At 62.2% G+C, this 19847-nt stretch carries 17 protein-coding genes, 1 pseudogene and 1 riboswitch; of the genes and pseudogenes, 12 read left to right on the top strand and 6 right to left on the bottom strand.

All coding sequences use genetic code 11. From position 1 onward, the window contains the following. Positions 1-94: 94 nt before the first annotated feature. Entirely contained in the window at positions 95-562 is a 468-nt protein-coding gene (locus tag AMK00_RS28050; protein ID WP_064812473.1) for a universal stress protein, read from the bottom strand. 207 nt (positions 563-769) lie between these two features. Between AMK00_RS28050 and AMK00_RS28045 the strand changes: the two genes are divergently transcribed. Beyond that, complete coding sequence (locus AMK00_RS28045; RefSeq protein WP_064812472.1) at positions 770-1630, top strand: NAD(P)-dependent oxidoreductase; 861 nt, start codon at positions 770-772, stop codon at positions 1628-1630. A 67-nt stretch (positions 1631-1697) separates the two neighbouring features. Here the strand turns inward: AMK00_RS28045 and AMK00_RS31630 are convergent. Next, positions 1698-1892 (bottom strand): annotated as a pseudogene (locus tag AMK00_RS31630) (phosphoenolpyruvate hydrolase family protein); the annotation flags it as partial. On the opposite strand from AMK00_RS31630, the gene AMK00_RS28040 reads away from it, so the two are divergent. After that, a complete protein-coding gene (locus AMK00_RS28040; protein ID WP_237350544.1) occupies positions 1861-2037 on the top strand; it encodes a hypothetical protein in 177 nt (58 codons plus the stop codon). The pseudogene AMK00_RS31630 and the gene AMK00_RS28040 sit on opposite strands and share 32 nt — an antisense overlap. 155 nt (positions 2038-2192) lie before the next feature. Further along, a complete protein-coding gene (gene yghU / locus AMK00_RS28035; protein ID WP_064806548.1) occupies positions 2193-3071 on the top strand; it encodes a glutathione-dependent disulfide-bond oxidoreductase in 879 nt (292 codons plus the stop codon). 159 nt (positions 3072-3230) lie between these two features. Here yghU and AMK00_RS28030 read toward each other — a convergent pair whose 3' ends face one another. Then, positions 3231-4142 carry an acetamidase/formamidase family protein gene (locus tag AMK00_RS28030; RefSeq protein ID WP_064812471.1) on the bottom strand — a complete coding sequence of 304 codons (912 nt, stop codon included), beginning with the start codon at positions 4140-4142 and terminating at the stop codon, positions 3231-3233. Between the two features lie 260 nt (positions 4143-4402). Between AMK00_RS28030 and AMK00_RS28025 the strand changes: the two genes are divergently transcribed. Both AMK00_RS28025 and AMK00_RS28020 read left to right on the top strand, forming a co-directional pair. Continuing rightward, a complete protein-coding gene (locus AMK00_RS28025; RefSeq protein WP_064806546.1) occupies positions 4403-4657 on the top strand; it encodes a type II toxin-antitoxin system Phd/YefM family antitoxin in 255 nt (84 codons plus the stop codon). Continuing rightward, positions 4654-5076, top strand: coding sequence for a type II toxin-antitoxin system VapC family toxin (locus tag AMK00_RS28020; RefSeq protein ID WP_064812470.1), 423 nt, complete (start codon positions 4654-4656; stop codon positions 5074-5076). Before AMK00_RS28025 ends, AMK00_RS28020 begins: the two co-directional genes overlap by 4 nt. Positions 5077-5196: 120 nt before the next feature. Here the strand turns inward: AMK00_RS28020 and AMK00_RS28015 are convergent, their stop codons facing one another. Both AMK00_RS28015 and AMK00_RS28010 read right to left on the bottom strand, forming a co-directional pair. Next, a complete protein-coding gene (locus AMK00_RS28015) occupies positions 5197-8670 on the bottom strand; it encodes an ATP-binding protein (protein ID WP_064812469.1) in 3474 nt (1157 codons plus the stop codon). Then, positions 8670-9938, bottom strand: coding sequence for a metallophosphoesterase family protein (locus AMK00_RS28010; RefSeq protein WP_064812468.1), 1269 nt, complete (start codon positions 9936-9938; stop codon positions 8670-8672). Before AMK00_RS28010 ends, AMK00_RS28015 begins: the two co-directional genes overlap by 1 nt. 430 nt (positions 9939-10368) lie before the next feature. Here AMK00_RS28010 and AMK00_RS28005 point away from each other — a divergent pair, with 430 nt between their 5' ends. From AMK00_RS28005 to ydiJ, 7 genes are all read left to right on the top strand, one after another. Then, entirely contained in the window at positions 10369-11499 is a 1131-nt protein-coding gene (locus tag AMK00_RS28005) for an acyltransferase family protein (protein WP_064812467.1), read from the top strand. Positions 11500-11605: 106 nt separating this feature from the next. Further along, positions 11606-11737: riboswitch (TPP riboswitch) on the top strand. 94 nt (positions 11738-11831) lie between these two features. Continuing rightward, positions 11832-13664, top strand: coding sequence for a phosphomethylpyrimidine synthase ThiC (gene thiC, locus AMK00_RS28000; RefSeq protein ID WP_064812466.1), 1833 nt, complete (start codon positions 11832-11834; stop codon positions 13662-13664). Beyond that, positions 13661-14653: a glycine oxidase ThiO gene (thiO, locus tag AMK00_RS27995; protein WP_064812465.1), complete on the top strand. Its 993-nt coding sequence runs from the start codon at positions 13661-13663 to the stop codon at positions 14651-14653. Before thiC ends, thiO begins: the two co-directional genes overlap by 4 nt. Next, the gene (thiS, locus tag AMK00_RS27990) at positions 14650-14847 is read left to right on the top strand and encodes a sulfur carrier protein ThiS (protein ID WP_064812464.1); all 198 of its coding nucleotides are present in this window, start codon (positions 14650-14652) and stop codon (positions 14845-14847) included. The genes thiO and thiS overlap by 4 nt, the downstream gene beginning before the upstream one ends. A gap of 1 nt (position 14848) precedes the next feature. Then, positions 14849-15619 (top strand): thiazole synthase, encoded by a 771-nt coding sequence (locus AMK00_RS27985; RefSeq protein WP_064812463.1) that lies wholly within the window; start codon positions 14849-14851, stop codon positions 15617-15619. Then, complete coding sequence (locus tag AMK00_RS27980; RefSeq protein ID WP_064812462.1) at positions 15619-16239, top strand: thiamine phosphate synthase; 621 nt, start codon at positions 15619-15621, stop codon at positions 16237-16239. Before AMK00_RS27985 ends, AMK00_RS27980 begins: the two co-directional genes overlap by 1 nt. 319 nt (positions 16240-16558) lie before the next feature. Beyond that, positions 16559-19585: a D-2-hydroxyglutarate dehydrogenase YdiJ gene (ydiJ, locus tag AMK00_RS27975; protein ID WP_064813177.1), complete on the top strand. Its 3027-nt coding sequence runs from the start codon at positions 16559-16561 to the stop codon at positions 19583-19585. Here the strand turns inward: ydiJ and AMK00_RS33765 are convergent. Then, positions 19577-19840 carry a hypothetical protein gene (locus AMK00_RS33765; RefSeq protein ID WP_189637655.1) on the bottom strand — a complete coding sequence of 88 codons (264 nt, stop codon included), beginning with the start codon at positions 19838-19840 and terminating at the stop codon, positions 19577-19579. The genes ydiJ and AMK00_RS33765 overlap by 9 nt on opposite strands. Positions 19841-19847: the final 7 nt, after the last annotated feature.

Below are 19847 nucleotides of genomic sequence, written 5' to 3'. Positions count from 1 at the left end.
GGGTTGGGATTGATATAGGTTGCCGGGCCGCCGCAGGGGAGGGGTGGTCAAACCTCAAGAAACCAGTCGTGCATGATCAGCGGAACTCGCAGGATCAGAGCGAAGCGACGTCTTCTGTTTGAGCCGCAGAGTCTTCACCGGCATGGTCGCGGCGCCGGTCGATGAGAACCGAGCACTCTGCATGGCGCACGACCTTCTCGACGATCGAGGAGAAGACATAGTCGGTGATATCGGGCACGTGGGATGACAGCAGGATAAGATCGGCCGCTCTCTCCCTGGCGGTCGACACCAGCAGCGAGGCGGCAACGCCGATGCGAACCTCGATCATCGCCCGGATGTCCAGCTCCTTGCACAGCGACGCAAGTTTGCGTTCGGCGTCGATAATGGCAGCCGTCTCGAATTCCTCGGGGATCTCGGTCAGGTGGTGGCGCGGGATATTTTCGAGGACGTGCATGACGACGATCGTTCCGCCTTCGTCCACGAGCGCCGCAGCCCGGTGCAGCAGACGCTTGGCCGTCTGTCTCGAGCCCATGCCGATGCAGCAGATGATCGTGCGATACATTGAAATCAATATCCTCGAATGCGAGTCATTTCCCTGATCATAGCGATATCGACAGCGCCTGCGTTGACTAAAGTCAAGCCGGACTGCCGCCGGCATACAGCAACCACCGCCCGCCTCAAGACGAGAATTCAGCCGCATTGTCGCAGTTGACGACCGTCCCATCGGCGGTAGCTCTCATGCGGTGCCGTCACAACATCGAGGTTTCAGATGCCGAACTTTGCTATTATCGGAGCGGGCGCAATGGGAAGCGCGGTCGCCAAACGGCTGATCGAGCATGGCGCTACGGTGCTGACTTGCCTCGAGGGCCGAAGCGAGCAGACGATCGTGCGAGCCAAGACAGCCGGCATGGTGCCGGTCGGCCGCCAGGAGCTGACCGAGGCCGAGCTGATCCTGTCGATCGTTCCGCCGGCTGAGGCAATGAAGGTCGCCGAACTGGTTGCGGACATATCGGCTAAGACGCCGGCGCCACCCTTCATCGACCTCAATGCGATTGCACCCAAGACGATGCAGGCGCTTGCGGCCCAATTCGACGGCAGCGGGACGACGGTGCTGGACGGCGCCATCATCGGCGGACCTCCGGTTGCCGGCAAATCAGGGCCGACCATCTATATCAGTGGCGATGCAGCCGAGCGAAGCAGACTGCTCGAAGATTGCGGCTTGCAGGTCCGCAGGCTCGATGGATCGCTCGGCGCCGCTTCAGCGCTGAAGATGTGTTATGCCGGCATCAACAAGGGTTTTATCGGTCTCGGCGCTGCGATGCTGCTTGCCGCTTCCCGCTCGGGCGCGGCCGAAAGCCTGAAGGCCGAACTCGCCGAAAGCCTCCCCGACGTCGACAGGAAGCTGTCGAAATCCATTCCCGACATGTATCCGAAGGCCTATCGATGGGTTGCCGAAATGCAGGAGATCGCCGATTTCCTCGGAGAGGACGATCCGGCGGCAACTATTTTTCAGGGCATGGCTGATCTTTTCTCCAGGCTGGCAGCGGACGTGGAAGGCAGCCGCACACTCGTCAGGCAGTTGGACGAGATCCAAACACCCTCGGAAACCGGCGCGATGGTCATGCCATAGTTCCCCCTCTTCGCCGGTGCCCTACCAGAGGCGCCGGCAGCTGGCGTGCGGCCCTTCCGAGCGGTGCTTATATTTTCGCGAAGTCCTCGACCTGCGCCCGGATCGCGACTTCGGTCGGCAGACGTTCCATCGAACTGGCGCTATAAAAGCTGTTGCAATCCTTGCAGCGGGCAAGCACATAGGCCGCATCCGCAGGCATGGCGATCGGGCCGCCATGGCAGAGCACGATAATGTCGTCGCGCACGGACCTCGCGCCCTTTGTCGGCTCGAAGCTGGCGATGCTATCCGCATTCCCCGCAATATCCGTCACTGGGCGCGCGCTCGGCACCGAACCGCTCTTCGCCCTGATCATGTTCTCCTCCGGCACGCGGACGGCGGTCAATGATGAAGGCGAGGGCGCAGCCTGAACCGGCCGTTTTGCTCGACTTTGCCAAGGCTCTGACGATTGCGTGAAGCCGCCCCGATAGCTGTGACAAAACCTCACCGCCTCTGCTATGTCAGGAAAAATGCGGCGACCCAACCGGCGTCGCGCTCTGTCTGATCGATGCCAGGAGTTTGAAAGATGAGCGGTACCTCCGACTATATCCCCCCGAAGGTCTGGACCTGGAACAAGGCGAATGGCGGCCAATTCGCCAACATCAACCGGCCGATAGCAGGACCGACACATGAGAAGGAGCTTCCGATCGGCCGCCATCCGCTGCAGCTTTATTCGCTCGGAACGCCAAACGGCCAGAAGGTCACGATCATGCTCGAGGAACTGCTGGCCCTTGGCCATAGCGGCGCGGAGTACGACGCCTGGCTGATCAGGATCGGCGAGGGCGACCAGTTCGGCAGCGGCTTTGTCGCCGTCAATCCCAATTCCAAGATCCCGGCGCTGATGGACCGCAGCGGCCCGAAGCCGATCCGCGTCTTCGAGTCCGGCGCCATTCTCACCTATCTCGCCGAAAAATTCGGCGCCTTCCTGCCGACCGAGCCGGCCGAACGCGCCGAATGCCTGTCCTGGCTGTTCTGGCAGATGGGAAGTGCACCCTATCTCGGCGGCGGCTTCGGCCATTTCTACGCCTATGCGCCTGTCAAAATCGAATATGCGATCGATCGCTTCGCCATGGAAGTGAAGCGTCAGCTCGACGTGCTCGATCGCCGTCTTGCTGAAAGCGAATATCTGGCAGGCAGCCAATACACGATCGCCGATATTGCCGTCTGGCCCTGGTATGGCGGCCTGGTGAAGGGCTGGACCTACGGAGCGGCCGAGTTCCTGCAGGTCGAGGACTATAAGAACGTGCTGCGCTGGGCCGACGCTATCCACAGCCGGCCGGCGGTTCAACGCGGCCGGATGGTCAACCGTCTCTCCGGCGAACCCTCGACGCAATTGCACGAGCGCCACGACGCCAGCGACTTCGAGACCAGGACGCAGGACAAGCTGGCGGCTGCCGCCGAATAAACAAGCCTGACATCAGGCGGTCAGATCAACGGCCGGTGATCGGCCTTCGATCTAAAGCGCGTCGCGTTAAACTTGATTCATGCGACGCGCTTAGCTCTTTGCTTCCATGCATGTCGTTACCCCGGAACCGCTGAACACTTCCGGGCGATATGCAGCGGCCTATCGGCGGACCAGCCATTTCTTGGCGACCCGGCAAGCCATTGTATAGGCTGGGTCAAAGACGTTGCCGACATCGTAACGCACCACCTGACCCAGCAGATGGCTTGCCGCTGTCCTGTCGAGCCCGTAATCCGAGGCCAGCCAGTTCAACATTTCGCTCGTCGCATGCTGAAGCGCTTGATCGAGGGGCCGGGCATTGCCGATAGTGAAAATGTCTTCAGTAGTTTCTCCGCGTGGCCAGACCAGCCCGGCTTTCTTTTCCACCGTCAGCCGCACCGTGACTTCGAAAGTGGTCTCGACGCCGGTGCCGACGATCTCGCCATCTCCTTGCACGGCATGGCAGTCGCCCAAAAAGAAAAGGGCGCCCGGCGCCGATACGGGCAATCGTACGGCCGTGCCCGGACCAAACAGGCGATAATCCATGTTGCCGCCATATTCGCCGCTGGTCGCCGTCGAGATTGCCTGGCCAAGGCTGGGCGCAACGCCGAAACAGCCGATCATCGGCGCAAGAGGCAGAACGAAATTATCGAGTCCGGAAACCGGCTCGGATAATCGGACCGTCAATGCTTCGCGGTCGATCGCCCAGATCGCCATATCGCGCGGCGGCAGGTCGCGAACCGTTTCAGGATCGATGACATTGGCCGCGACGATGCTGCGCGTAAATCCAGTGTCCCTCGTCGGAATCATGCTGATGATCTCGACCTTCAGCGCATCTCCGGGCTCCGCGCCCTCTACGAAGATCGGGCCGTTCATCGGGTTGGGACCGGATGTCCGCCGGATGCCGTCCTTGTCATAGCCAATGGCGTCGAGCGTCTCCGTGACGACAGTATCGCCGTCAGCGATATGCAAGGCGGGCGGAAGAGAGCCGATGACATTGTGAAAGGTCGTCGGAATGAAGCGGTGAGTGGTCATGAGAATACGGCTCTCGCTTTTTTCAGATACCATCAGGCCACGGCTGGGCTGCCAGGCTGAGAGTCGAGACTAGATCAGAGATGATCTGGGAAGCCAATATCCCTGCATCGCTCGTGTAGCCCTGCGTCGATTTCGCGATCGTGCCCCGACGTCTCCTGCCGCGAGACGGTCGGCCGATCCGCTCAGGAGCGTTATGGCCGATCTTGCCTTTCATTCTCCGGATGCTATATGTAGGTAAGTACCTACGTCGGAGGTGGATTATGAGCGTGACACATCTTTCCAGCCGCGAACTCAATCACGACGTGAGCAGGGCAAAGAAGGCGGCGCAACATGGTCCGGTCATCATCACGGATCGTGGGAAGCCATCCCACGTGTTGATGACCTATGACGAATTCGAGCGGCTAACCGGCAAGCCCCGCAGTCTCGTCGATGCTCTCTCAATGCCTGGCCTTTCGGATATCGACTTCGACCCGTCTCGTGTTGAGATCGCCCCCCGAGGAGTCGATCTATCTTGAAATATCTGCTGGATACCAATGTTGTTTCCGAGCTGCGCAAGGTCGGAGACGGCAAGGCCGACGCCAATGTGGTCGCATGGGCTGGAGCGCAAGATGCAACAGGCCTATGTATCTCCGCCATGACGATCCTGGAATTGGAACGTGGAATACTCGGCGTGCAGCGCCGCGATGCAGCGCAGGGCGCTCGTCTGCGTGCGTGGCTGGAAAATCAGGTTCGACCGGCATTCGCCGACCGTATCCTGCCGATCGACGATGCGGTCGCGACGCGCTGCGCGCATCTACATGTTCCAGACCGGCGCAATGAAGCCGATGCCTTGATTACCGCGACTGCCCTGATTCACGGCCTGACCGTCGTTACCCGCAATGTCCGGGATTTCGAAGGCGCAGGCGTTATCGTGCTGGATCCGTGGCAAAATTGATCTCTCTGCCGAAACGCAGAGACAATGCTACGGCCAGGGCTGCTCCTTATTGGGGACGCCGCCAGTTTGCCCTCACCAGGAGCGTCGCGTCATGGTGGCGCGGCGTTTCTCTGCGACCTGTCACGGCAGTTGATGTATGGTCACGTTCGGAACAACGTCTCGCGCGATCTCGCAGAGATGCCAATGGTGGGTCAGGTAGATAACCTGTCCGACCTTTGCCATTTCGCCGAGCAGGCGGAAAACCTCTTCGGAGCGGGGATTGTCGAAGCTCTCCATGATGTCGTCGGCGACGAAGGGTACGGGCCGGCGAAACGCTGCGAATTCCTCGTAGCCCGCCAGCCGAAGCGCGAGGTAGAGCTGGAACTGAGTGCCGGTCGACATCGCATCCGCAAGCTTCGAACCACCGTCGCGCGACACGCCGATCAATATCTCCTTGTCCCGGTCGGGCTGGGTCGTCAGGCCGGAATAATTGCCGCCGGTGATCAGGCGAAAGGCCTCCGATGCGCGGTTCATCATCGAACTGCGATGTTTTTCCCGATAGATATGCAGCGCCTGTTCGGCCGCGAGCGTGCCGGCGCGCAGCGTCAGGTGCCGCACGGCCAGTTCCTCGATTTCAAGGAAAATGGTTCGGCGCTTGGCCTCGATCCGGGCCACGGCGTCGTCTCCGCCGACGGCCTCGAGCTTCTGCCGCGCCAGCGACACGTCGGAATAGAGAAGCTTCGCACGCTCGGTAAGATCCTCGATCCGGGCGCCAAGCTCCATGGCGTCGCGCTCGACCGCAGCGGCGTCGACACCGTCGAGGCGCTGTTCCGCCTCGGAAAAACTCGCAGCACGCAATGCCTCGGTGATCTGGTGGCGTAAGGTGGCCGCCCGCTCTTCCAGCCGGTCCCGCTCTCGGGACTGGTTCAGGAATGTTTCGACCGAAGCAAGCGAGTCTGCGGCGAAATAGCCGGTCAATTCGTCCTTGCGGGCATTGTGAACGGCCAGTTCCTCCTCCAGCGCACGCCGTTTTTCCAATTGTTTGTCGAGATCTGCCTGCCGGTCTGCCCGAAGCTGCGCCGCATGCCGCGCCGCCTCATGACGTTCCACGAGCGCGTTTGCGGAGGCGAGCGTATCCACCGCCGGCTGGCTAAGGCCGCAGTCTATGAGAAGACCGGCGATATGCTCGCGGAATTGCTGCTGGTCGCGCTCCATCGCGGCAACACGACTTGCGAGGTCATCCCTCTCCTTCAGGATGGAGGGCAGTGTAGCGAGCGCATTCAGCATTGCGCGGACGGCGGCCATCGAACCGGCCTTGTCGGCAAACCAAGTTCGCGACAGCGCCTCCGCCCATTCCCGCTCCCAGGCCGCCATGGCGGCATCCGCCTCCTGCCGGTCGCGCTCGCGTTCCCTGAAATCGCGATTGAGATCGTCGAGCGCCTTCTCATGCGCCTGCCGCGCCGCTTGTTCCGCTTTGCCGGTGGCAAGCATATTGTTCGCAGTCTGCATCAGCTCGGCGACCGATAATTGGTCGACGTCATCATGACCGGCATCCGCAAGGCTCGCCGCAAGCGTCGCGACGTGCCCGTCCAGTTCGAGGCGAAGCGCGTCCACCGCGTCTTCGGCCTGTTGCAGATCGTCCCAGGCGGAAAGCGCCGCGGCTCGCTTGGCGCTCCATGCCTCGAGTGCGGCAATGCGCGCCGCGGCTTCGGCACCATATTCGATTGCACCCGGCAGCAGACCGCCGAGGCGCTCGCAGAGCGCCTCATGTTCGGCGCGCGCTTCGGCAAGCAGTTCCCTTTGCCGTTCGATCGCCGCTATCGTTGCCGCTTCCGTCTGGCGGAGTTGGCGCAGTTCGGCCAGTTCCTGAGCGCGGGACAGCCGGCCGGCGGACAACATGTCGTCTTGTCGCATCCGCTCCTCGAATGTCTGAGCTGTGGCGGCATTCAGATTGGCGAGATGCACCTCCCAGGCGGCATCGCGTTCATCGCGTAACCGCGCGGCTTGGCCATCGTCTATCGAACCGTCAGTGGCGATCGCCACGATCCGGGCTTTGGTCAGCGCCTGTTCCGTACCGAGATCCCGCAGCCGTGCCTGATGATCCTCGATCCGCTTGTCGATAGAGGTCGCCTGGCCGCGCCAAACCTCGATCTGCCGTGGCTCCGCCGCAGCCGTGCGTTCTAGGGCGACGGCATCACCGGTCCAAGGTGCAAGCTGTGCGAATTGCTTCTCCTGTATTCGCTTCGCCTGGACAAGTGTGCGTTCCTCCATGGTCAGCCGCATCGAGAGATCAGACCCCGTCAGCCGGTTCAGGGCGATCTCGATGCGGCCGAGACGCGTGGGATCGAGGTGGCCGGCCGCATCTTGCGAGCCGCCTTCCTTGTTCAGCCTTTCGAGATTCTCTTGTGCTCGCACCAGTTCGCGGCCCGCCGCGGCCAGTTTGGCCTCGACGCCGGAGCGCCGTTCGATGAGATCGCGGACGACGCCGATCAGCGAAGCGGGCAGCAGCAGTGCCTCGGGCGCCGTGTGGCCGGGCTGTTCGAGATCGGCCAACAGCCGAACCAACATGCCTTCCTGTTCGGCGAGCGCTAACCGGCGTTTCGGCAGATCGCTCTCCGCCGCGAGACAGCGCGCCCGCCCCTGATCCAGCAGGTCCATATGCGCAGCGACTGCCAGCCCCTTTTCGTCGATGGTGATCGCCTCGATCTGATCGGCAAGCTGGCGGAGCGTGCGGTCGGCGGCCTCGACAAGCGCCTGCAGCCGCGTCTCGTCGCGGGAAAGCTGCGGCAGGAGCGCATACCATTCGGAGGGCGGCCGCGGCAGATCGGCCATGCCGGCTGTATCTGCGATCAGCCGCCGGAGCTCCAGCGCCGCAGGCAAGGCGCCGAGAAGGCGCGTCAGCTCCTGATGCCGCGACTTGGTCTCGGCCAGTTCCCGTGTGGTCGTGCTATAGGCGCGCTCGGCCTGCTCATGGGTCGATTTCAGGCCCGCATAGGCCGAGGCCAGCGTGTCGATGGCATTGCGCTCGGCCTTGAGCGCTTCGAGCGAGCGCTTGAGTTCCGCCAGCCTGGTGCTCGACGACCGCTTCTTATAGATCGCGTTGGCTTCGTCGGCCGCGGTCACCAGCGAACGGCTGAGCCCTGCCAGACCCGAGCTGGCCGAGAACAGCAATTCGCCGAGTTCGCCCTTGCTTTGTATGATGGCGTTGCCGCCTTCCTTGAGCGACTGATCATCGAGCGAGAACATGGTGCGATAGGCCTCGCGACCGACGCCGCCAAGCGCGCCGGCCAGGAGCGCCTCGTTCACAGCTTGTCCCCGATCGTCGACAAGGCTGCCGGTCCGCAGCTTGAGCCGCGCCAGCTCGTATTCCGAGCCACCAAATTCCAGCCGCGCACCGACCTTCATCGTATTGTAGGGATGCAGGAAATTATAGGTGCTGCGCTCACCAATGCCGTAGAGCAGATCAAGATAGGCGGCGAAGGTGGTCGATTTGCCCGCTTCGTTCAGGCCATAAACGATGTGCAAGTCCGGCGAACCTTGACGGGCCGTGCCGAAATCGATGGAGTGATCAGTGAACTTGCCATAACGGGTGAGGTCGAGGCGGCGCAGGCGCATCAGCTGTCTCCCCGATCCACCGCCTTCATTCGGGCAGCGATGTCCTCGGCGCCATCGGCGAGAAGGCTGTTGATGAAGCGTTCAAAACCCTCCTCGTTCTGGCCGGCAAATGCCCGGCTCTCGGGCGGCAGGTCGGCGAGCAGGTCCCGGACCATCTCCCTGACATCGTCGCGAAACCCGCTGCGGGCGATGACCTCGTCCCGCATCAGCGCGCCGAGTTCGACGACGGGATCGGCGGCGGGCGCGTCTGCGGGGATCGAGGGCGCTTCGAAGGCGAGTTCCAGCTTCTCGATCCAGGTGCGGCCGATCACGTCGCTGCGCCGCTCGGCTTCCGCCTGCATGAGGTCAACATCGCGCCGCAGCTGCCAGGAGAGCGGCGTGCGGCCGGAAAGCCTGAGGCGTGCGACAAGATGCGGCGAAGCCGTGCGGTCGCGCTGCGCCATCAGCGCCGTCTCGACCACTGTGGCCGCCTCACGCCAATCATCGACATCCGTGAGGTCGACATTGACGCGCTCGAACTGCGCGATGCTGGTGCGCCGCTCCTCGACCGTCACGGTCCGGTTGTCCGCCACGGTCACCAGCGACACGGTCTTGACCCCCGCTTCATTGATGTCGCGGCCCTGCGGCATGCCGGGCATGATGACCGTCGCCGCGCCGGGATAATGGCTGCGCTGGTGGAGATGCCCGAGCGCCCAGTAATCGAAACCCGAGGCATGCAGGTCGAGCACGCTGCAGGGCGCATAGACATCATGTCCGGCCGATCCGGCCAGGCTCGTATGCATGATGCCGATGTTGACGGCATCCGCGACCGGCGGCTTGAATTTCGGCAGCAACGGGTCCGGGGCCTGCGGTTTCGCAAAGCTCAGGCCGTGGATCGCGACCGACAAGCTGCCCTTCGTGGCCTCCACGATCTCGGCATGGCCGCCGAAGATCTTCACCGTATCGGGCATCACCAGTTCCTTGGCGATCTTCGACATCGCATCATGATTGCCCCGGATCTTGAAGACTGAGATGCCCGCTCGGTGCAGGCGTTCGAGCTCGCCTGCCAGGAAGCGCGCGGTCTTCATCGACGTCTGCTCGCCGTCGTAGAGATCGCCGGCGATGACAAGCGCGTCGACCTGTTCCTCAAGGCAAAGATCGACGATCGCGACCAGCGCCTGCCGGCTGGCGTCGCTCACGAGGTCGGCCAGCTCTGCGTTGCGAAGCGCGAGAGAGCGCAGGGGAGAGTCGAGATGGAGATCGGCGGTGTGGACGAAACGATAGGCCATGAATGCAAGAATGGTGTTGCGATAGAGTGATCCAACCAGGCGCCGGAGATAAGCGTACGATCGTTATCGCCCGGCAGCAAAACATCGGAATATGCCACGAACATTCAGAGCATGGCGGCGGCGTCCTGGCGAGTAAAATGGGTCGGCGAAACCGGCCCATCCACAGTCAATGCTGCTCGATCGGGGCAGGCACGGCAGCAATCGCAGCATGAGGTATTTCGAATGCAAGCTCATGATTGCTGCTTTCGGTATCGCGGCGGCAAATTTCCTGTCGATAAAACTTTAGGTTCCGCTGTGGCAATATTTTCAACCCGAATGTCTATCCTCGCAACTTACGGAAGAAAATGAGCCGGACGATCTTCGCGGAATGTGCAGCGGTTTTTGACTCCCGGCAGGAAAATGCACGCAAACATGAGGGGAGTGAAAGCCCTTGGCTGTCACAGACGAGTTAACCCGATCAGAATTCTGTGGCACCGCGGATCTCGATACCAATGACGCCTTGCGCCCGGCCAGTTGGGAAAACGAGGTAAAGAACCATTTTGTCTTCCTCGACGAGCTTCGGGGGATAGCGGCGCTGTCAGTGGTTCTCCTACATGCTAACCAGGCTTTTGCCTTCGGCCTTCATTTTCACGCCTATCTGGCGGTGGATTTCTTCTTTTGTCTCAGTGGCTTCGTTCTCGCACACGGATATGACGCAAAGCTGAAGTCGGGCATGTTGCGAAACAGGACATTCCTCCTCAAACGCACAATACGACTTTATCCCATGATCGCGGTCGGTGTCGCTTTAGGCGTTCTCGCGGCGCAATTTACCTACGCCTCGATTCTTTCCGGTCTTGACGTCTCGATTCTTGCACTCGGCGCATTGCTTCTTTTGCCGCTCGGACTTTTGGTGGGACAAGAGGCGTTCGCGATCAACAACCCCCTCTGGTCTATTTGTTTTGAAATAGTCGCAGGCGTGGCCTACGGCTCAGTCGCCCGACGGAGAATTCGTCTTTGGCATGAGATAGCGGCTCTCGCCCTATTGGCCGCAGCGCTTTTCGCCGTCGTCTCGATCGAGGGTACCGTCGGACCAGTCGGATTTGGCAGCTGGCGAACGTTCTTCGAGGGATTGGTCAGGGTCGGCTTTTCGTTCCTTGCCGGTGTGCTGATCTTCCGCTGGGATATAAGCAACCGTATCAGGGCGGTACCGCCTCAGGTCCCGCTTTTCCTCCTGATCGCGGTTCTGTTTTGCCCCTTTGCCGTCGCCAGAGACATCTTCGACTTCGTCTGCATCGCTATCATATTTCCGATCGTGCTCGTGCTGGCCGTAGCGGTTTCCTCCCATGAGAAACGGCCATTCGCCGCATATCTTGGCCAGATATCTTATCCTCTCTACATCGTCCATCAGCCAATAATGCAACTCGGCGCTCAGCTCCAAATCTCCACCGGCGAGGTGATCCCACGGCCGATCACCGCCGGCCTCGCACTCCTGACTGCCATAGCTGTTGCGCATCTCTTGTACACTCGCTTCGATACACCCGTGCGCGTCTATTTAGGCCGCAAGCTGCTCAGACCAGCTTGACGGCGTCGTTTTTTGCGACGACGGCAACCCCCGTGCTAGGGGATTGGACGATGGAAACGCATCGGGTCGTGGCTTGACACGAACGCCGCTCCGGTCTTTGATGCCGAACATTCACCAGGGGTGTCCCGGCAAGGGGCTGAGATTCTGCTAGACGATACGGCTTTGCCGGTTGTGGCGCAGTGACCCGTTGAACCTGATCCAGTTCATACTGGCGTAGGGACGGTGCGGACGCTGCGGCTGTTGGGCGAATCTCGCTTTGTCGCGCAAGGCGTCTTTCCATCATTCCAACACTGGAACTGGGTCTCCAAACGTCAAACCTTGGAGCCTCATCCATGAATATAGTTGCACCCCAGCTTACCCCCGTCGTCACCACCGGCCCGCTTCCGGCCTCGACCAAGATCGTCAAACCCGGAGCGCTCTATCCGGATCTGCGCGTGCCGATGCGCGAAATCAGCCTTCACCCGACCTCCGGCGAGCCGCCGGTCACGGTCTATGATTCCTCCGGCCCCTATACCGATCCGGCCCATGTGGTTTCCATCGACACCGGGCTGCCGCGTTTGCGCGAGGCCTGGGTCAGGGCGCGTGGCGACGTCGAAGCCTATGAAGGCCGGGTGGTGAAGCCTGAAGACAATGGTTTTGCCACGGGCGAACGGCTGACGCCGGAATTTCCCATTCGCAACACGCCGCTAAAGGCAAAGGCCGGCCGCGCCGTCACCCAGCTCGCCTATGCGCGTGCCGGCGTTATCACCCCGGAAATGGAGTTTATCGCGATCCGCGAAAACCTCGGCCGGCAGGCCGCGAAGGAGGCGCTCGCCCGCGACGGCGAGAGCTTCGGCGCCCATGTTCCGGATTTCGTGACGCCCGAATTCGTGCGCCGGGAAGTCGCCGAGGGCAGGGCGATCATCCCCGCCAATATCAACCACCCCGAAACCGAACCGATGATCATCGGCCGGAACTTCCTCGTGAAGATCAACGCCAATATCGGCAATTCGGCCGTTACCTCGTCGATGGCGGAGGAGGTGGAGAAGATGGTCTGGGCGATCCGCTGGGGCGCCGACACGGTCATGGACCTTTCCACCGGTCGCAACATTCACAACATCCGCGAATGGATTATACGCAATTCGCCGGTTCCGATCGGAACGGTGCCGCTTTACCAGGCGCTCGAGAAGGTCAACGGCATTGCCGAGGATCTGACCTGGGAAGTCTATCGGGATACGCTGATCGAACAGGCCGAGCAGGGCGTCGACTATTTCACCATCCATGCCGGCGTACGGCTTGCCTATATCCCGCTCACCGTCAATCGCGTCACCGGCATCGTCTCACGCGGCGGCTCGATCATGGCCAAGTGGTGTCTGCATCACCACAAGGAGAGTTTCCTCTACGAGCATTTCGAGGAAATCTGCGATATCTGCCGCGCCTATGACGTCTCCTTCTCGCTCGGCGACGGTTTGCGTCCGGGGTCGATCGCGGACGCCAATGACGCAGCGCAATTTGCCGAACTCGAAACCCTCGGCGAATTGACCAAGATTGCCTGGGCCAGGGATTGCCAGGTGATGATCGAAGGCCCCGGCCATGTGCCGATGCACAAGATCAAAGAGAATATGGACAAGCAGCTCAAGGTCTGCGGCGAAGCCCCCTTCTATACGCTCGGACCGCTGACGACCGACATCGCGCCGGGCTATGATCACATCACCTCCGGTATCGGCGCCGCCATGATCGGTTGGTTCGGCACGGCCATGCTCTGCTACGTCACGCCGAAGGAGCATCTGGGGCTGCCCGACCGCAGCGACGTCAAGACCGGCGTCATCACCTACAAGATCGCAGCGCATGCTGCCGATCTTGCCAAGGGACATCCGGCCGCCCGCATCCGCGACGACGCGCTATCGCGCGCGCGCTTCGAATTCCGCTGGGAGGATCAGTTCAACCTCTCCCTCGACCCGGATACGGCCCGTTCCTTCCACGACGAGACCCTGCCGAAGGAGGCGCACAAGGTGGCGCATTTCTGTTCGATGTGCGGCCCGAAATTCTGCTCCATGAGAATTTCCCACGACATTCGCGCCGAAGCTCAGAAAGAGGGATTGGAAGCCATGGCGGCCAAGTACCGCGATGGCGGCGATCTCTACATGCCGGTCGCAGAGGTCGCGAAAACGCCCGTCGGAGAATGACCATGCGCGTTCTCGTCAAGGGGGCCGGCGTTGCCGGCCTCACCGTGGCCTGGCAGCTCTATCGCCACAGCTTCCGCGTCACCCTTGCGGAGCTGGCCGACAAGGTCGGCGCTGGTGCCTCCGGCTTTGCCGGCGGCATGCTGGCGCCGTGGTGCGAGCGGGAAAGCGCAGAAGAGCCGGTGCTGACGCTCGGTCGCCTTGCCGCGGACTGGTGGGAGGCGGCACTGCCCGGCCATGTCAATCGCCGGGGAACACTTGTCGTGGCGGGCGGCCGCGATGCCGGCGAACTCGACCGCTTTTCCCGTCGGACAAGCGGGTGGGAATGGCTGGACGAGCAGGCGATCGCGGCGCTGGAGCCTGACCTTGCCGGCCGCTTTCGCAAGGCGCTGTTCTTCCGGCAGGAAGCGCATCTCGATCCGCGGCAGGCGCTCTCGGGGTTGGCCGCCGGACTCGAAGAAGCCCGCGTGCGTCTCACATTCGGCGTCACGGGCGATGCTGACCTTGCCCCTTACGATCGCGTGATCGACTGCACCGGGGCCGCCCAGATCGGCCGCCTGCCCGGATTGCGCGGTGTTCGCGGAGAGATGCTCTGCGTCGAAACGAACGAGATCACTCTCTCTCGCCCCGTTCGCCTGCTGCATCCGCGCCACCCGATCTATATCGTGCCGCGCGAAGGAAATCGCTTCATGATCGGGGCGACGATGATCGAAAGTGACGATGTCGGCCCGATTACCGCGCGTTCGCTGATGGAGTTGCTGAATGCCGCCTATACCCTCAATCCTGCCTTCGGCGAGGCACGGGTTACGGAAACCGGCGCAGGCGTGCGGCCGGCTTATCCCGACAATCTGCCGCGGGTAACGCAGGAGGGGCGGACGGTCCATGTCAATGGCCTCTACCGCCACGGTTTTCTGCTGGCGCCGGCCATGGCAGGCGAGGTGGCGCGGCTTCTTCTTGGAAAAGGCAAGCACTCGGAAAGGAGGGCATCATGACCTTCATCATCAATGGTGAGGAGCAGGAGGTCGCGGCCGCGACGCTCGCGGATCTTCTTCTCGCTCTCGACTACGAAGGCGAATGGCTGGCAACCGCTGTCAACGGCGAGTTGGTGCACCGCGAGGACCGCGACGATTTCAGGCTCGGCGAACGCGACCGCATCGAAATTCTCTCACCCATGCAAGGAGGCTGAGATGCTGAAACTTTATGATGTTGAAGTCCGCTCCCGCCTGCTGCTCGGCACTGCCCGCTATCCGTCTCCAGCTGTCCTTGCACAGGCGGTCAAGCGCTCGAAGACCGAGATCGTCACCGTTTCGCTTCGCCGCGAAGCCGTCGGCGGAAAAGCGGGCGGCGCCTTCTTCGACCTGATCGGCGAGCTTGGCGTGCGCGTGCTGCCGAATACGGCCGGATGTCACAGCGTGCAGGAGGCCGTGCTGACGGCGAAGATGGCGCGCGACGTCTTCCGCACCGATTGGATCAAGCTCGAAGTGATCGGTCATCACGATACGCTGCAGCCCGATGTCTTCGGCCTTGTCGAAGCGGCCCGCATCCTCACCGGCGAGGGCTTTCAGGTCTTCCCCTATACGACCGACGATCTTGTCGTCGCCGAAAAACTGCTGGATGCCGGCTGCCGCGTTCTGATGCCCTGGTGCGCGCCGATCGGCTCCGCCATGGGACCGGTGAACCCGATGGCGCTGCGGGCATTCCGAGCACATTTTCCGGATGTGCCGCTCATCGTCGATGCCGGCATCGGCCGCCCGTCTCACGCCGCCGCTGTCATGGAATACGGCTATGATGCCGTTCTTCTCAACACCGCCGTTGCCGGCGCTGGTGATCCCGCCGCCATGGCCGAGGCCTTCGCGCTTGCCATCGATGCCGGCCGCATTGCGCATGGCGCCGTGCCGTTGGAGCCGCGCGACATGGCCGTCCCATCCACTCCCGTCATCGGCAAGGCAGTCTTCTGATGAGGCTAGACCCCTTCTATCTCATCATCGACAGCGCCGAATGGGTCGAGCGTCTCGTGCCACTCGGCGTCAAACTCGTCCAGCTGCGCATCAAGGATTGCCCGGACTCCGTGCTTCGCGAGGAGATCCGGCGTTCGAAGGCTGCCTGCGCGGCAGCAGGTTGCCAATTGGTCGTCAACGACTACTGGAAACTGGCGATCGATGAAGGATGCGATTTCATTCATCTCGGGCAGGAAGACCTGATGGCCGCCGACAGGAATGCCATTCGTCGCGCCGGCCTGAAGCTCGGCCTTTCGACGCACGACATATCGGAGCTGGAGACGGCGCTGGCGGCCGAGCCGGATTACGTTGCACTCGGACCGGTCTGGCCGACGATTCTCAAACAGATGAAATGGGCGCCGCAAGGCATTGAACGTCTTTCGGACTGGCGGCGGCGCGTCGGCGCGATACCGCTCGTCGCCATTGGCGGGATCACCGCCGAACGCGCGCAGCTGGTGCTGGAAAAAGGCGCCGATAGTGCTGCCGTGGTCACCGATATCACCCGCAACGCGGATCCCGAGGCCCGCACGCGACAGTGGCTTGCCGCGACCGCGCCGTGGCGGCCCGCGAATGAGGTATGAAGGGTTGATCTTGCCGACAGCGCGCAAATCTTTGATGCTGCCGGGCAGGGTATTGTTACATGCTCAACTACACCGGAAATTCGACTTTTCGATTGCGTAGTTCACTTGTGAGGGGGAACGCCGGTTCGGATCTGTTCAACAGCCAGACGTCAAATGGCGAGTCTCAGGTTCTACTCCCTCCAAGAGAAGAGCAATTTTCAATCTTGCCAGCCTGTCGGTTCAGCATTCAGCCATGGCGAAAATGGCTGCGGTACCTGCGCACCTCTATTTCAGTTGCTTCAAAAGTTTTATAAGCTCGGGCGTTTTCGGCAGCGATAAAATGATCCCCCGTATCAAGACCAGAGAATCTTCACTTCTTCCCGGAGCTGGCTTCTTCGAGCGACTGCTCGAGGCAGGCTTTGCCGGCGACATCGAGACCAGCGCCGCCTCGCGCACCGTGCTTTCGACGGACAACTCGATCTATCAGGTCGAGCCGGCGGGGATCCTCTTTCCCCAGGATATCGCGGACATGAAGGCCCTGATGCGGGTCCTCTCCGAAGACCCGTTCCGCGGCCTGCGCGTCGTCGCGCGCGGCGGCGGCACCGGCACCAATGGCCAGTCGCTGACGGACGGCCTCGTCGTCGACTGCTCACGGCATATGAACCGGATTCTGGAGATCGATCCGGTGCGGCGGGTCGCCCGCGTCGAAGCCGGCGTCGTCAAGGACCAGCTCAACCGCGCCCTTGAGGATCATGGCCTGTTCTTCGCTCCGGAACTTTCGACCTCCAATCGGGCGACGATCGGCGGCATGGTCTCGACCGATGCCTGCGGCCAGGGCTCCTGCCTCTACGGCAAGACGAGCAACCATGTGCTCGGCCTCAGGATGGTCCTGACCGATACGACGGACTGGTGGTCGCGTCCCCTCGACGACGTGTCTCTCGCCGAGATCAAGTCACGCGGCGACCGCGTCGGCGAAATCCACCGGACGGTCGACAGGATCGCGCGCGACGAGCGCGCGCGCATCGAGGAAATCTTTCCGCGCCTCAACCGCTACATGACGGGCTACGACCTTGCGCATATCCGTCGCGACGACGGACGCTTCGATCTCAATGCGATCATCTGCGGCTCGGAAGGCACGCTGGCGATGATCGCCGAGATCGAGCTCAACCTTCTGCCGATCCCCAAATATGCGGCGCTGGTCAATATCCGCTACGACGACTTCAACACCGCTCTCGAAGACGCAAGGTCGCTGACCGCGCTGAACGTCGCCTCGGTGGAAACGATCGACGAGAAGGTGCTTGGCCTTGCCAAGGGTGACATCGTGTGGAGCGGCATCGCGCGGTTTTTCCCGGATGACCAGCGCGGTGCGGCCAACGGCATCAATATCGCCGAGGTGTTGGCCGACGACCCGGTCGAGTTGGAACAGAAGCTCATGGCGGTGACGTCGGCGCTGGCCCGCGCCGATGTCGTCCGCAATATCGGCCTTACGATCGCCCGGGAGAAAGCGGACGTCGAGGCGATATGGGCGATGCGCAAGCGCGCCGTCGGGCTTCTCGGCAATGTCGAAGGCCCGGTGCGCCCGGTGGCTTTCGTCGAGGATACCGCCGTCCCTCCTGACAATCTCGCCGCCTATATCCGAGAATTCCGCGCTCTCCTCGATGCGGCCGGCGTCTCCTACGGCATGTTCGGGCATGTGGATGCGGGCGTGCTTCATGTGCGGCCGGCCCTCGACCTGACGCGGGACGACCATGTGCCGCTCATCCGGGAAATCACCGACGCGGTGGTGGCGCTCACCCGCAAGCATGGCGGCGTTCTCTGGGGCGAGCACGGCAAGGGTGTGCGGTCGGAATATGTGCCGGAATTCTTCGGCGATCTCTATCCGAGCCTCCAGCAGATCAAGAAGACGTTCGATCCGGAGAACCGCCTCAATCCGGGCAAGATCGCCACGCCCGACGATGGCGCGCTGATGAAGATCGACGAGGTTCCCTTGCGGGGAAGCGTCGACCGCATCATCGGCAACGAGATCCGCGCGGTCTTCGACAATGCGGCCTATTGCAACGGCAACGGCGCCTGTTTCGATTTCGACGAGACCAGCCCGATGTGCCCGTCCTACAAGGCAACCCGCAACCGGGTGTACTCGCCGAAGGGGCGCGCCGCCCTGATGCGGGAATGGCTGCGGCTCCTCGTCGAGCAGGGTGTCGATCCCCGTGAGGAAGCGGTTCGGCTCCGCAATTCGAACAAGGTAATCGGGCTTGTCAGGCGGGCGTTCAACTCGCTGAACCCGGCCAATCGGACCGATTTTTCGCACGAAGTGCGGGCAGCTATGGATACGTGCCTCGCCTGCAAGGCCTGCGCCGGTCAATGTCCTGTCAAGATCAGCGTCCCCGCGTTCCGCTCGAAGTTCCTGAACCTCTATTACGGCCGCTACCTCAGGCCGCTGAAGGATCCGCTGGTGGCCGGCATTGAGGCCACTCTGCCGCTGATGGCGCGGATCCGTCCTCTCTACAATCTCCTTGCCGGAACGGCTGCCGGCCGCGCGGCGATGAAGCTCGTCGGCTTGACCGCGCTGCCGAAGATGCCGCCGGCGTCACCGCTGGCCGGCCTCGGGGTTCCGACCGCCGACGCGGAGCAGATCATGAAGATGTCTCCCGAGGCGCGCGGCCGCACCGTCGTCTTCATTCCCGACGCCTTCACTGCGCATTTCGATCCCAAAGTGGTCGTCGCCGCCGTCGAGGTCGCCCGCAAGCTCGGGCTGTCGCCGTTCATCGCGCCGCCGCTCACCAACGGAAAAGCGCTGCATGTCCACGGCTACCTCGACCGTTTCGAAAAGGCGGCCGTCGCGACCTTGCGCTCCCTGAATCGTTTGGCGACAATCGGCGTGCCGCTTGTCGGGCTGGACCCATCCATGACCCTCGCCTATCGCAGCGAGTACATGACCTTGCCGAAAGGACTATCCCACGCAACCGTGCTGCTGCCGCAGGAATGGCTGGCCGCAAACGGCAAGGACCTGGCGGAGGCGGTCAGGCGGCAGGCCGTGGCGACGGTCCGGCTTCTGCCGCACTGTACCGAACGCACCAATATTCCCTCGGCGGTTGCGCAGTGGAAAGCGGTCTTCGGCACCCTCGGCATCGACCTGCAGGTGGCCGATGCGGGTTGCTGCGGCATGGCGGGAACGTTTGGCCACGAAGCCCGCAACAGAGAGATTTCCGAAACGCTCTATGCGATGAGCTGGGCAGAACAGATCGCCGCCGGCGAGGACGGGACCGTCGTCATGGCGACCGGCTATTCCTGCCGGTCGCAGGTCAAGGAAATAGACCGCAGGACGATCCCCCATCCTCTGGAAGTCATCCGGGATCTGTTAAGCTGAAAAGCCGGGCGCAAGGCAGGTGGCGAGACGCTGACGTCGCTGAAGGGTCGGCGGCAGGGTGACCGCCCGCCAGGGGCCGGCGTTTTCGTCAGCGAAAAGGATGCCAGGACCCTGAATTTCGAGATCAGCCCGGTCGAAGACATCCGTTCCGCCATGCAGATCCTCGAACTGCGCCTGGGTGTCGAAATTCAGGCCGCAGCGCTCGCCGCAACCCGGCGCACGCCCGAGGCGCAACCCCGGATCAACAAGGAGCATGCGGCGA

This window comes from Rhizobium sp. N621, assembly GCF_001664325.1.
In the GTDB taxonomy this organism is placed as follows: domain Bacteria; phylum Pseudomonadota; class Alphaproteobacteria; order Rhizobiales; family Rhizobiaceae; genus Rhizobium; species Rhizobium esperanzae.
This window is presented reverse-complemented; position numbering and strand designations above follow the sequence as displayed.

Coding starts and splice junctions, on each gene's coding strand:
- AMK00_RS28050 (WP_064812473.1), bottom strand. CDS start 562: ATGTATCGCACGATCATCTGCTGCATCGGCATGGGCTCGAGACAGACG.
- AMK00_RS28045 (WP_064812472.1), top strand. CDS start 770: ATGCCGAACTTTGCTATTATCGGAGCGGGCGCAATGGGAAGCGCGGTC.
- AMK00_RS28040 (WP_237350544.1), top strand. CDS start 1,861: ATGTCGTCGCGCACGGACCTCGCGCCCTTTGTCGGCTCGAAGCTGGCG.
- yghU (WP_064806548.1), top strand. CDS start 2,193: ATGAGCGGTACCTCCGACTATATCCCCCCGAAGGTCTGGACCTGGAAC.
- AMK00_RS28030 (WP_064812471.1), bottom strand. CDS start 4,142: ATGACCACTCACCGCTTCATTCCGACGACCTTTCACAATGTCATCGGC.
- AMK00_RS28025 (WP_064806546.1), top strand. CDS start 4,403: ATGAGCGTGACACATCTTTCCAGCCGCGAACTCAATCACGACGTGAGC.
- AMK00_RS28015 (WP_064812469.1), bottom strand. CDS start 8,670: ATGCGCCTGCGCCGCCTCGACCTCACCCGTTATGGCAAGTTCACTGAT.
- AMK00_RS28010 (WP_064812468.1), bottom strand. CDS start 9,938: ATGGCCTATCGTTTCGTCCACACCGCCGATCTCCATCTCGACTCTCCC.
- thiC (WP_064812466.1), top strand. CDS start 11,832: ATGAATATAGTTGCACCCCAGCTTACCCCCGTCGTCACCACCGGCCCG.
- thiO (WP_064812465.1), top strand. CDS start 13,661: ATGACCATGCGCGTTCTCGTCAAGGGGGCCGGCGTTGCCGGCCTCACC.
- thiS (WP_064812464.1), top strand. CDS start 14,650: ATGACCTTCATCATCAATGGTGAGGAGCAGGAGGTCGCGGCCGCGACG.
- AMK00_RS27985 (WP_064812463.1), top strand. CDS start 14,849: ATGCTGAAACTTTATGATGTTGAAGTCCGCTCCCGCCTGCTGCTCGGC.
- AMK00_RS27980 (WP_064812462.1), top strand. CDS start 15,619: ATGAGGCTAGACCCCTTCTATCTCATCATCGACAGCGCCGAATGGGTC.
- ydiJ (WP_064813177.1), top strand. CDS start 16,559: ATGATCCCCCGTATCAAGACCAGAGAATCTTCACTTCTTCCCGGAGCT.
- AMK00_RS33765 (WP_189637655.1), bottom strand. CDS start 19,840: ATGCTCCTTGTTGATCCGGGGTTGCGCCTCGGGCGTGCGCCGGGTTGC.